Raw genomic sequence first — 13146 nt, 5'->3', positions numbered from 1 at the left:
TGCCGGCCGAGCCTCCCCTGCTGCTGACCCCGTCACCGGGCCAGAGCGTCTGCGCCGGGCTGCGCCCGGGCGCGGCCGGCCCTGCCACGCTGGTGTCCCTCGCGGACACCGCGGCGGTGGCGGGGCGCCCTCCGGCCGTGCAGCCCGGGGTGAACCCGACCTGCGCGGACGCCGACCGGATCATGGTCAGGCCCGGCGGCGGAGCTCTCGTACGGGCCCTGTCCGGGGGCGGTACGGGCAGCACCTTCTACCTGGTGACGGACAGCGGGGTGAAATACCCGCTGGCGTCCGCGGAGGCCGCGAAGCGGCTGGGCTACGGCGCCACCCCGAGCGTGGGCGTCCCCGCCGGCCTGCTGAAACTGCTGCCGACCGGCCCGAGCCTGGACCCGGACGCACTGGCGGCGGGCGGTGTGGTGACGACCGCCGATTCTCCGCCCTGCTCGGCGCGGAACGGCGGGTGAACCCTTCGGCGGGGCACGCCCGTTCTGTCTGGCAGAGGCACACGGCGTACCTCGCCGCCGCTCCGGTATCGACCTAGGAGAGCACGTGACAGCCAGTCCCGAAGAGCAGTTGGTCACTTCGGACCAGGTCATCCTCAACACCATCTCGCACCTGGACGGCTACCTGGTGCAGATGATGAACGCGCGTTCCAAGGTGGACGAGGTGATGGGACGGATCGGCTGGAACTACCAGGCCGAGTCGTCCAAGGCGTTCCTCCGCAAGGTCGAGGAGTGGATCATCGGCTACGACACGATCATGCAGAAGTACCAGACCCTCATCGACTCCACCCAGGGTGCGCAGAAGTTCCTCACCCAGGCGGAGGAGGAGGCGCACGCCTCGGGCGGCAACTGGGGCGGGCCGATCTTCGACGCCCTGAACGGCTGACCCTCCGCCGCTCCCCCTCCCGCGCCGCTCACCGCGCGCCGCACCCGAGCCCGCGCACCCTCTCACCGGATCACAGGGAAAGGCCCGCTTCCGTGTCAGACATCGAGATCAACCACAATGCGCTCGTCGAGGCCAACGAGGACATGAAGGCCGCGGCCAAGCAGATGCACACCAACCTGGAGGCGCTCGTCACCGACCTCTCCACGGTGAAGGACAACTTCAAGGGTGCCGCCGCAGCCGCGTTCCAGGACTTCGTCACGACGGTGCACCAGCTGGACACCGCGATGTCGACGGAGTTCGACAGCGGCGCCGACAAGCTCGCGGACATGCACATGACCATCAGGAACGCCGACAAGCGCAGCGCCGCGCTGTTCCCCGGCGGACGCACCTGATCCGGCGGGCAACCAGCCGTACCGGCGGACGCCCGCCCCACAGACCGGCAGGGCCGCAGGCCCCCTCGCCTAGCGCCCTGCCGCCACGGACCCGGCCATCGCTCCCCCAGCGGGCCGGGTCCGTGCTTTCTCTCCGTACGCCTGAACCCACTTCCGAGGGTGGCCCGTTCCTCTGGGTGGCGACGTACGGACGACCGCGCCCGTACGTCGCCACCCGGCACCCCGACGAAGGAGCACCATGGCGAAGGAAACGAAGCCCGACGACGAGGGACCGGGCGACGACGCCGACCTGAAGATCACCGACAAGTACCTCCTGGACTTCGCCGAGAAGAAGATCGCCCCCTTCCAGGCATCCTTGGAGCACAACCCGCATCTCATCGCGCTGGCGAACTTCTGGCAGGTGGGGTCTCTGGTCGGGAACCAGGGGAAACTGCTGCCGGGCAACACCGTGCGGCTGCCGAGCGCCGCGTTCCTGCAGACCAACTTCCAGACCTACACCAAGCAGCTCGTCAGCGCCTTCGCCGTCATCTCCGCGGCCGCCCACGGCTCGTACGTCACGCTGCACGACATCCGGCTGATGATGGACAACGCGGACGACGACGCGCTGACCTCGGCCGAGATGTGGGAGGTCCTCACCCAGGTGCAGGCGAACTCTAAGCCCCCCACGGCCCCCAAACCGCCGGAATCCTGAGCCGACAAGAAAGGCGCCCCCGAGATGCCCACCTGGGACGAAGTCGCCCCGATCTTCCTTCCCAAGACCGACTCCGTGAAGACCCGCAACGACGTGGCAGGACCGGGCTCGCCGACGTGGCTCAGCGGTCACGCGAATCTCTACGTCTCCAACTACAGCACCGCGAACATCAAGTCCTTGGCCGCCGGGAAGGACGCGCGCTACGACTTCTTCAAGCTCCTCACGCCTCTTGATCCCGCGCTCAAGTGGGGGGTGCTGGTCGGGGGGCGGATGAACTGGACCATGTTCAACGACTCCACGGCGAACTACAACACGTACCGCACCGGGGTCTGGGCCTTGTTGGACGATCTGGTCAACAAGGCGGGCGTGAACGAGACCGTCAACCACAAGACGTTCGAGCAGGCCTCCGTCGCCCTGCTGGGAGTCTGCGACCTGCTGAGCACGACACTCGGCAAGGACGCCGGGATCCTGCAGTGGATCGACGAGCTCGGGGACACCGGGGACAACTGGCGGGGCAGTGCGGCCGGCGAGTTCAAGAAGTACCTCTCCACCATCGCCCTGGCACTCACCCACATACAGACCGACCTCCAGCACCCCGACAACTTCTACGCCCAGTTGTCCGACGCCGCGAGCATGCTGAAACTTGCGTCGAGCGAGCTCCTCAAGGCGCAGCTCGCATGGTTCGGCACCCGGCAGAGCGGCGCGACCGAGGTGCTGCAGGACGCACTCGACGCCCAGCTGACGGGCACGATCACGATGACCACCGCCGGCAAGGTCACGGTCAACGGGGCCGACGTCGACGGGGGTGACTTCTGGGAGAACGTCCAACAAGCCGCCAAGAAGGCATGGCTGGCGGGCCTGAGCGCCCCGCTCCAGGTTCCCTTCAAGGGGGTCGTGGGCACGTACTCGCTGGACACGCTGGCCCACGCCGTCTACACGCTCCTCGACAACGAGTACAACCGTCTCGGCAGCGCCTTCGGACGCGGGGTCATCCAGCCCAACCTCGGCCTGCCCCAGGGAGGCGGCGGGGGCGGCCCCGTGCCGGAGCCCGGTCCCGGAGGCGCCGACGCCCCGCCCGGCGGCGGGACGGGCGACCAGAAGATCCCGCCGCCGGGCGGCAATCTGAAGGTCGACGGCGGCAACAACCAGACGGGCGGGAACAAGGGGGGGCCCAAGCCCGGCGGCCCCGTCCCCAAGCCCGGTGACCTCATCCCCAAACCCGGTGCACCCGTCCCGGGCAACCGCGATCCGATCACCGGACTGCCCCTTCCCGGTACGGCCAACCTCCTCGACAAGAACGGCAAGCCGGTCCTCGGCAAGGACAAGAAGCCGGTCATCGTCCCCGCCGGATCCGTCATCGGCAAGGACGGCAAGGTCCGGGACTCCAAGGGCAACCTCGTGCTGGGTACGGACGGCAAACCCATCGTGGCGCCGCCCGGATCCAAGGTCAAGGAGCAGGCGCCACCCCAGCCGGCCCCCTCCCTCCTCGACCAGATCAAGCTGCCGGAGGGCTCGAAGGTCAACCCCGACGGAGTCCTGGTCGACGCCAACGGCAAGCCGCTGCTCGACTCCAACGGCAACCCGTACGCCCTCCCGAAGGGCGCGAGCGTCAACCACGACGGCGTACTCGTCGACGCCAAGGGCCGCCCCGTAGACCGGATGTCCCAGCTGCTCGCCAATACCGAGCACGCGCTGCTCGACTCGCGAACGAGCCCCCGGCCGGGGACCAGCTCTTCACTCCTACCCGACGGACGGGGTCCCCTGGGCCTGTCCCTGGGCGGATCGCACTCCGGTCTCGGTTCCGTCTCCGGCCTCGGCTCGGGAGCGGGCGGCGGCTCGGGAGCGGGCGGCGGGAAGGGCTCCGGCGCCACCTCGCTGATCGCCGGCCCCACGATGCTGAGCGACCGGGCCATGGCGATGACCAACTCCTCGGCGCCTCCCGGCACCGAGGCCGACCGGGCCAAGGCCGCCGAGGAGGCGGCCAAGCAGCTAGCCGCCCAGCAGCAGACCCAGAGCGGTCCGATGATGCCGCCGATGGGCGGAGCCGGAGCGGGCGCGGGAGCCGGGGCGGGCGGCCAGAAGGACCGCCAGCGGACCACCTGGCTCTCCGAGGACGAGGACACCTGGGGCACCGACACCGGGACCGTCAGCGGAGTGATCGGCCGATGACCGTACGACCGCACCCCACAGGAAAGAAGGACCAGTGAGCCTCGAAGCCGAGAGCCGGATCGAACAGGTCATGGCCAGCCTGCGCGAACAGACCGAGAAGATGCACGAGGCCCGGGCGGAGCTCGATCGGGCGACCGCTTCCGCGACCTCGAAGGACCGCATGGTCACCGTGACCGTGGGCCCGCAGGGCCAGGTCATCTCCATGAACTTCCGCACCACGGCATACCAGGAGATGGCTCCCGCCGAGCTGGCGGACGTACTGACCAACGTGCTCAACGAAGCCCGGGGGCGGATGGGCGAGCAGGTGACCGAGCGGCTCAAGTCGTTCGCGAACGTGGGCGAGCAGATCCGCATGGCGGCCGGGTTCAGCGAGATGTCGACGGACCTGGACGAGTTGTTCAAACCCCTGCGGTCCATGCGCCCGGGCTTCGAGGCGGAAGAGGCCAAGAAGCGCTCGACGAAGCAGGAGGAGTTCAATGGCTAAGCCGAAGCTCAAGTCGCTGTCGGACCTCAAGGGCAAGTTCGCCGCCTACGAGGACTACGAGGCGAAACTGCACGACCTGAGCCTGCGCATCGCCGAGGTGAACCGCCTCAACAAGGACTCGGCGGGTCACGACGCGATCGGCAAGAAGTACCACGAGGTGGTGGACAAGCCGACGGAGAACCTCACGGGGACCGTCAAGTACATCGGGAAGTCCCTGAGCCTGGTCACCACTGCCGGTAAGCAGTCCAAGGACATCACCGACAAGGCCGACGAGGACGCCACGAACTCCGGCGACTGGTAGCCCGCGCCCCGCCCTCCGCCCCGCCCTCCGCCCATACCCCCGCCCCGTCCGGCAGAAGGTTGCCCGCACCATGTCGATCAAGCCCTCCGAGGACGTCGCCAAGTTCTTCTCGTTCCTCACCGGCATGCCCTGGCCGCAGGCGGACGAGGATCTGATGCGGAGCGTGTCGGACAACTACAAGGGCATGGCCTCTGACCTCGACACCTTGGCCAAGTACATCGCGGAACTGGTCCCGATGGTCAAGGAAGACTTCGAGGGCGAGGCAGCGGACGCCTTCGTCAGCTCCATGAGGGACCTCATCGGCGGGGTGACCGGGTCCAACATCATGCAGCAGACGAGCGAGCTGGCGCTGCAACTCGGCGACGCGGCGCGGAACGTGGCCAACCAGGTCGAGTACACGAAGATCATGGCGATCCTCCAGATCGTCGAGCTGATCGTGCAGATCCTGTTCGCCATGATCTTCGGGCCAATCAGCTTCGGCGCGACCGCCATCAACGCGGCCCTCCAGTTCGTGGTCGTCCGCGAGGGCCTGCGCAACGTGCTGTCGTTCCTGTTGCGGACGATCCTCACGCAGACGTTCATCGGCATCACCGCCGGAATCTTCCAGGACATGGTGATCCAGCTCTACCAGCTCTCTTCCGGTCACACCGACAAGTGGGACACCGAGCACACCCTGGAAGCCCTCAAGGGCGGGGCGCTCAACGGACTGGTGGCCGGTCCGCTGGAGATCATCGCGCACTACGGCGGTCAGTTTGTCGGCAAACTGCTCGGCAAGGACGCCGGCGCGATCATCTCGAAAAAGATCGACGACTCCCTCACGGGCAAGCTGGGCAAGGAGATCGCCGACGCGGCCAAGGAAAACGCCTCCAAGACGGCGGGCAAGGGCCTCGCGAAGGAGGAGCTCAACCAAGCCGCCAAGAAGGTCCCCACCGAGACACCGACTCCGTCTCCGCGCAACAGTGTTCCGGGTGCGGTGACCTCGGGTGGGACCCCGGCGACCGCAGGGGCCAGGGGCGGGACGAAAACCGCGTCGGGCGCGGGCAAGGGCGCCGGCGCGAACGTCGGCACGGGCACGGGGAAGGGCGCAGGCAAGGGCTCGGGCGCGAACGCCGGCACGGGAGCCGGCAAGGGCACGGGCGCCGGCGCGGGCACGGGCACGGGTACGGGTACCGGCAAGGGCGCCGGTGCGGGCGCGGGAACCGGCACGGGGAAGGGTGCGGGAACCGGCGCGGGAACCGGCACAGGGAAGGGTGCGGGGACGGGCGCGGGAACCGGCACGGGAGCCGCCAAGGGTGTCGCCGACGGAGCTCCGGGCGCGGGCAAGGGAGTCGCGGGCGAAGCCTCCGGAGCAGGCGCCAAGAACAGCGGTACGAAGACGGCCTCGGGAGGCCTGGACAGCCCCAGCCCCCATGCCGGCGGCAAGACCCCCGGCGACGCGGCCAAGGGCTCGGCCCCCGGCACGCGTACCGCATCCGAAGGCCTGGACGCCCCGAAGGCGGGGAAGGCGGCCCCGGAGGCTCCGGGCGCGGCCGGAGCGGCCGCGAAGGACACGGCGAGCGGCGCCGCGGGCGGAGCCACCAAGGCCGAGACCAAAGTCGCCACCGAAGGGACCAAGGCCGGGGCGGAAGGCACAGCCACGGCCGGAGCCAAGGCGGCGCTCTCGGACAAGAGCATCACCAAGCTGCTGTCGACGGACGCGGCACGCAGCGGCTTCGCGAAGGACGTCGGCAAGCTGCTGGGCGCGGCCAGCGGGCAGATCGAGCACGGCTTCGTACGCCACGGCAAGGGCACGATCTCCCAGAAGGTCTCCGACCAGATGGGCGAGATCTTCGAGAAGCACCTCGCCAAGGGGGGCGACGCCGCCCTGAAGAGCGAGATGCACGAGCTCGGCAAGAGCTTCGGCAAGACCTTCAACGAGAAGTGGGAGCGTCTCGCCGCCGACCACACGGGGCTCGGTGAGGCCCTGGAGAAGTCGCTCGGCAGACTCTCCGGGAACGAGGGTCTGAAGAACCTCGCGCGCGACCTTCCGGACCTCTTCTCCCCGTCCAAGATCACCGGAAACGCCTTCACCCAGCCGTTCAAGCGGATGTTCCAGACCACCCCGCTGCACGGCAACCCCATGTACCAGCTGGGCATGGCGGTCACGGCCAACCTCAAGGACGGCGTCCAGAACAACCTGAGCGAGGGCTTCTACAACCTCATCTTCAGTGAGGAGCACGAGTTCACGACCACCTGGTCGACGTTCGTCTCCGGCATGGCCATGGGGCTGCTCGGCAAGTCGCTCCACAAGCTGTTCGAGCCGGCCATGAACCGCTACGCGGAGTGGTTCGCCAGCCACCAGTCCAAGGCGAATCCGAACGACAGCAAGTACTTCGGGGCCCTGCACCCGCTGAACATCGTCTCCTTCCTGGCCAACATGAGCGGCCACCAGGCCCCCTACCCGGTGCCGCGGCCCACCTCGTTCGCGCATGACGTGACCTTCAAGCAGCAGGCGAAGGACATGGTCGAGTGGGTGTTCTCGCACCCCTTCACCGGACGCTCCTTCTTCGACAAGCCGCTCCCCGTCCTGACACCCGAGCACGACACCGACCACACCTCGGGCGACACGCCCGATTCGGACGACGTCGCGGACGTCCTCACGCCGAAGGCGCCGAAGACCCAGAGCGACGGACCGGGCTCGAACGAGGACCCGAAGGGCGACGGCGACGGCGACAGCAAGGAAAAGGGTTCGGGCGAGGGCACCACCGACGAGGGGGACGCGGCCCGGACCGCTCCCGGCCGGGCCGTGACCGGCGACGGCGGGGAGTTCGTCCTGCCGCCGCTCCCGGAGTCCCAGCCCTTCCGCACGATGTTCGCCGACGACCCCCGTTTCCGCCCGGCCGGGGAGGACGGCGGCGAGGGCCGGCCGCGTACCGAGGGCGGGCCGTCGCGGGACCGCGCCCCGGCCGAGGACGAGAACGCCACCGCCCCGCCGAGGAAGGACGACGACGCGCCGGAGCGGCCGCTGCCGCCCCTGCCGACGGACGCGAAGGACGCGAAGGACGCGACCGGCGAGGGCTCCGCGCCCGCCCCCCGCCGTACGGACGAGCCGCAGCCGGAGAAGCCACTGCCGGAGAGGCCGCTGCCGCCCCTGCCCACCGGCGCGGCGACGCCCACGGCCCGTCCGCTGGATGGCGACGCCGATCAGCCCGACGCCCGGCGCAGCAACTCCCTCGCGATGGGCCGCATCGTCGTCCGGCCCGTCATGTCCACGGCGGGATCGTCCACACAGACCCCCGTCCCTCCCGCCCACGAGAGCGCGGCCGTCCCCGGCGGGCCGGTCAGGACGTCCACCGAGTCCGCCCCGCCGCCCCCGACCCGCCTGCTCACCCGTCCGATCAGGGACGCGAACGGCGACGAGGTGGGCCTGTCGTTCCACCACGAGCCGGACTGGAAGCTGCGCGAGCAGTCACTGGACCGGTTCGGCGGAGCCTCCGGCGTGTACCAGGTGCACGAGCGGAACGCGGGCTACGACCAGACCCGGCCGTTCGACTGGAGCGGAGGCACCGAGACGGTGCTGGGGCAGCAGGCGGGGCGCCAGCGGGGTGCGGATCTCAGGGCTCCCTGGGAGGGCGGACCGCAGCCGTTCTTCCTCAACCTGCACAGCAGCGGCGCGGGCGTGAAGGTGCTCGCCCCCGGCGACCACGACTACCGCACCGTGACCCTGCGGGACTTCGGCACGCAGATCAAGGACCGCGTCAGCCTGTTGCCCCCGGGCGCCCCGCTCGTGCTGACCGCCTGCAGGATCGGGGCGCAGACACCGGAGCTCCAGCAGTTCGCGGACATCACGGGCCGCAAGGTGTACGCCTCGACCGTGCAGACCTACTCCGCCCTGCGCGCCCGGCCGGGCTCGGACGAGACGGCCGTCGCCGGCGACCGGTACGAGGGGGTCATCGCCCTGGTGAGCGAGCCCGGTGGCGCCACGGCCGAATGGATCTCGGCCGAGCCCCGGCCGCGGGCCCCCGACGCCGTCGCCGCACCCGTGATCGCTCCGCCCACCGGTCCGCTCGACCCGGCGGACGCCCGCCGGTTCGTCCGCGCGCTCGCCGACCCGGACGGAGGTCAGCTGGGCATGGCGGTGCCCGACCGGCTGCCGGTGCGGGGACTGCACGAGCAACTGCGGGAACTGTCCACCGACAAGCCGGCCCTCGACGCGGCGCTCGCCGGGCAGCTCCATCCGGACGCTCTGAAGTCCGTACTGCCGTATCTGCGGCACAAGGACGGCTGGCCCGTTCCGGCCGAGCTGATGGGCGGCCGGACCGTACGGCTGCGGCTCCAGCTGAGCGAGCCCCGGGAGGGCCGCCCGCTCGGCGCGGAGCACGGACCGCAGCCCGAAACCCGGCTGGAGCGCCGCGCGGGCGCCGGCAACGAGTTCTCCCAGAGCCTCGCCGGCGGCAACCGGCGGCGGCTGGCGGGGACGGTCGGCGGCAGCGAACTCGCGCCGGACGCCGGCCCGCTGGCGAAGGTCCCGTGGAGCGTCTCGGTCTCGGCGGTGCACAACGAGCTGACGCACAGCCAGAACGTGGCCCAGGGCCATCAGGCCCTCCAGGCCCTGCGCAGCAACGAGTCGTCCACGCCCTACACGTACGAGGCGACCTGGGTGATCGAGCGCGACGGGGGCGACGGGGGCGACGGGGGCGACAGCGGCCAGGGGACCGGACAGGGGACCGGTACGGGGCGTGTGACCGAGACCGAGCCGCTGACGGTGTACTTCCCGCAGCACCTGCAGGTGCCGGTGGAACGGGTGCACGAGCCCGCGACGGGTGAGCAGTTGCTGGCCACCCCGCTGTGGGGGGTCGCCGGCATCGGCGAGCCGGGCGGGCTCGCCCGGCTGGTGAAGGACGAGTTCGGTCCGACCCTGGCCGCCCTGTCACCGCAGTCCCTCACCGAGGTGCACCACTGGGCCTCGGAGGAGTCGCTGCGCGGCGGCCTGCCGATCGCCGCTTCCGGAGAGTTCTTCTCGCCCGTCCTGCACGACGGGTCCGGCCGCGCGCTCGGCTTCTTCGGTCTCAAGGCGACCATCGACCCGCACCGCCAGGTCACCGCGGTCACCAGCTCCATGAACCTGGAGTCGCACACCCTGCGCTTCAACCGGTACACCGGCAAGTCCACCCTGACCAGTTCCCTGGGCTTCGAGCTCAGCGGCCAGGCGGGGCTCACCAGCTCGCACGACGCCGGCCACCCCGGCGCGGGCACCGACCTCGGGGGTGCGGTCGGCGGCAAGGGCGGCTTCAAGTGGCAGGCGAGCGAGGAATTCTCGGCGGGTGGCGGCGCCCAGCTGGACCAGAGCCTGCGCAGTGGAGCCGCGCATCTCCTCGTCGGTGGCACGGCGCAGTACACGGTCACCTTCCACGAGGGCCTGCCGCCCGCACAGGAGCGGCGCATCACGGGCGACCCCACCCCGCTGTCGCTGTACGTCCCCACCGCCGGCACCTTGAACCTGGCGCACGCGGACACCAGGCAGCTGCCCCCCGAGCTGGCGGGCCTGGGCTCGATCGGCATCTCCGCCACAGCCACCGGGGTGAAGGGAGCGGAACGCCACTTCGAGGCGGCCGTCGTCGAGCTGACGGCCGCGCACTACCTGCCCGGCGGCACGGCGGGCGAGGCGTCCGGCGGGCCGCTCGCCCCCGACCGCCGCACCCAGCTGATGAACCTGCACCGCCTCAAGGCGGCCTGGAGCGAATTCGCGCTGCGCGGCGCCGTCGGGGAGATCGCCGACGGCGGCCACGTCGTCCGCCTCGACGATCCGCGCCCGGGCCGGACGGGGCAGATCCAGGTGCGCCTGAGCGCCGAACGCACCGCGGAGCCCCCTACGCACCGGGGAACCCTCGACAACGACCGCATGGCCCTGTCGAACTCCGTCAGCCACAGTCTCCCCGCCTCCGGCCAGCGCACCACCTCCCCGTCCGGGGCGGTCGGTGTGACGTTGCAGGGGAACGTTCCGCTCGGCGGGGCGGGCTGGCAGCTCCAGGGCTCCGTCGACCCCGGGTACACCTACACCGAGGGCAGCGCGACGGGCTGGTCGACCTCGGTCAGTCACGACCAGCAGATCATCACCAAGGACGGCGTCGACTTCTTCGACGTGCCCGTCAGCTACCGTCTGGACACGTCCGACGGCGGCCCCTGGCACACCGTGGTGCCCGCCGACGCGCCCGGCCCCGCCCCCGCGTCCGTGATCTCGCTGGCCGTCACCCACGACCGTACGGAGCCGAACACGGGCACGACGGCGGACGCACCGCCCGCCGCGCAGGTCCTGCGTACGCCCGCCGACATGGCCGCGCGGATGGGCATGCTGACGACCCCCGAAGGCGTCCTGCAGCCCGGTGTCATCACCCTCCCCGGCGACTCCGTGGTGGAGCACCTGCGCGGGGCCCACGTCCTGCAGGACGTCGTACGCGAGATGCTGCGCGGGCGTCCGCCCCGGGAGCCGGCGCCACAGGAGGAAGCGGCTCCCGTCCCGCCGGCCGACGCGGCGGGCGCGGCCTTCGATCTGGAGGGGCAGCAGCAGCGGCCCGTGCCGCCGCTGCTCGAGCGGGCCGGCCCCGCTCTGGCCGGCACGGCCCGGGAGGTGATGCGGCCGCTGGCCGACGCCGTCGTGGGCGGCGCCCTCTCCGGCTGGAACTGGCTGACCGGCAAGCCTCTCGGCGACGTCCTCTCGCCCGGCCACGTCCTGCTCGACAGCCAGCTCACGGCCACCGCGCTGCTGGCCCGGGGTCACCAGATCTTCGGCGGTACGTACGTGGTGGAGCACGCCACCGGCTACGGCGCGGGCGGCGACCACCACCTGCTGCTCGAGGTCAAGGGGTACCTGCACGCCACTCCGGGGGAGACCAGCGCCTTCCCGATCTCCCGGCAGGGCTCCGCGTTCGGCCTGTACACGGAGACGGGCGTCACGCACGCGGACAGCAGCACCTCGGGCGAGACCTCCACGCACGGCGGCCGGGTGGGCGCCAGCGTGGCCTTCAAGGACACCGGCCCGCAGGCGCCCCGGAACGCAGGGACTCCCTCCGGCGGCTACCAGTTCACGCGCGACGGCGCCACCGCCTCCTCGCGGACCACGGCGCTGACCGCCGCCCAGGTCCCGAACGATTCCGGTGAGCACCACCGCGTGCGGCTGAACGCCACGTACGAGATCACCCTGCGGCAGGGATGGCGCAACGGCCCCGCCAACACGTTCGGTCTCGGGCCGCAGGAGCCGGTGCGCCGGGTCGTCACCCTGCCGGACTCGGTTGGCCTGGTCCTCACGCCGGAACAGCTCCAGCGCCACCGGGCGCAGTTCGAGCGGGCCGGACTGGACGTGGTCGGGCTGCTACCGCAGAACGCCGTTCAGCCGGGTGGCCCGCGCGCGCTCCCGGACCGGTTCACCGGGGCGGGGCACCTCGGCCACGGATCCGTCGACGAGGTGACGCTGCGCCCGCACGACGCGCCGACCGACGCCCCGGACCTCCTGCGCGAGCCGGTGCGCGACCATCTCGTCCGGATGATCGACAGCATCGCCCCCGGCGTGCGCACCCTGGGACACAGCTCGTACGTGGGCGGTGTGGAGACCGCGCTGGCCAACCTCGCCTCCCCGGCGGCGCTGCGCGCGCTGCCTTCCCGGTCGCCCGGTGCGATGACCCTCTCCTTCGAGCACCACGAGTGGGGTGCCGCCAACCGTGTCGAGGTCTCCCTCCAGGCGAGGCCGGTCCCGGGCCAGCAGGCCGTACGCGGCAGCGAACTGCCCAGCACCTCCGGTGTCGAGAACCAGACCCACCTGACGCACACCGCCATGGCCCCGCACCTCGGCACCACCACGGCGCACGCCTACTCCCTCTCCCCCCAGGTCACCTACCCGCACTCGCCGGCGGAGACGACGAACGACCGCAGCGGCGCCGTCGTGACGGGCAGCCACGCGGCGAGCCTCACCCAGCCCACGACCCGCTTCTCGGAGAAGCGCACCTGGCTGCGGACCGAGCACGTCACCCAGTTCGACGGCGTCCGCTACGAGTACACGGTGTCGGTGCGCCGGACGCCGCTCCACCTGAACCCCCTGCACGCGCCGGGCAACGCGGTCGCCGCGCTGTCGGGGCGTCCGCGCGGCGAGACCGTCCCGCTGGCGGCCCGGGCGGTCGTCCGCTTCCCCGTCGTGGACACCCCCCTGGCCGAGGGGGCCGCCGGCCCCGGCAGCTGGCGCCCCGGGCAGCAG

Annotated in this window: 7 protein-coding genes and 1 pseudogene; all 8 read left to right on the top strand. The window is 71.2% G+C overall.

Features of this window, described 5'->3' with window-relative positions; translation table 11 throughout:
* A partial coding sequence (locus ABZY44_RS35245; protein ID WP_356661182.1) for a type VII secretion protein EccB occupies positions 1–461 on the top strand: 461 nt, incomplete at its 5' end.
* 85 nt (positions 462–546) lie between these two features.
* A complete protein-coding gene (locus ABZY44_RS35240; RefSeq protein WP_356661180.1) occupies positions 547–885 on the top strand; it encodes a hypothetical protein in 339 nt (112 codons plus the stop codon).
* A 92-nt stretch (positions 886–977) separates the two neighbouring features.
* Positions 978–1277: a WXG100 family type VII secretion target gene (locus ABZY44_RS35235; protein WP_356661178.1), complete on the top strand. Its 300-nt coding sequence runs from the start codon at positions 978–980 to the stop codon at positions 1275–1277.
* A gap of 238 nt (positions 1278–1515) precedes the next feature.
* Positions 1516–1968 (top strand): hypothetical protein, encoded by a 453-nt coding sequence (locus ABZY44_RS35230; protein ID WP_356661176.1) that lies wholly within the window; start codon positions 1516–1518, stop codon positions 1966–1968.
* 24 nt (positions 1969–1992) lie between these two features.
* A complete protein-coding gene (locus ABZY44_RS35225; protein WP_356661174.1) occupies positions 1993–4137 on the top strand; it encodes a hypothetical protein in 2145 nt (714 codons plus the stop codon).
* Positions 4138–4171: 34 nt separating this feature from the next.
* Positions 4172–4621, top strand: a complete 450-nt coding sequence (locus ABZY44_RS35220) for a YbaB/EbfC family nucleoid-associated protein (protein WP_356661172.1) — start codon at positions 4172–4174, stop codon at positions 4619–4621.
* Positions 4614–4922, top strand: a complete 309-nt coding sequence (locus tag ABZY44_RS35215) for a hypothetical protein (RefSeq protein WP_356661170.1) — start codon at positions 4614–4616, stop codon at positions 4920–4922. The genes ABZY44_RS35220 and ABZY44_RS35215 overlap by 8 nt, the downstream gene beginning before the upstream one ends.
* Positions 4923–4992: 70 nt before the next feature.
* Positions 4993–13146 (top strand): annotated as a pseudogene (locus tag ABZY44_RS35210) (hypothetical protein); the annotation flags it as partial.

The organism is Streptomyces sp. NPDC006544, from assembly GCF_040611715.1.
Lineage (GTDB): Bacteria > Actinomycetota > Actinomycetes > Streptomycetales > Streptomycetaceae > Streptomyces.
Note: the sequence above shows the minus strand (reverse complement) of the source record. Positions and strands in the feature narration are given on the sequence as shown.

Excerpts from the sequence above, each read along its gene's own strand:
- ABZY44_RS35230 (WP_356661176.1), top strand. The coding sequence starts at position 1,516 with ATGGCGAAGGAAACGAAGCCCGACGACGAGGGACCGGGCGACGACGCC.
- ABZY44_RS35225 (WP_356661174.1), top strand. The coding sequence starts at position 1,993 with ATGCCCACCTGGGACGAAGTCGCCCCGATCTTCCTTCCCAAGACCGAC.
- ABZY44_RS35215 (WP_356661170.1), top strand. The coding sequence starts at position 4,614 with ATGGCTAAGCCGAAGCTCAAGTCGCTGTCGGACCTCAAGGGCAAGTTC.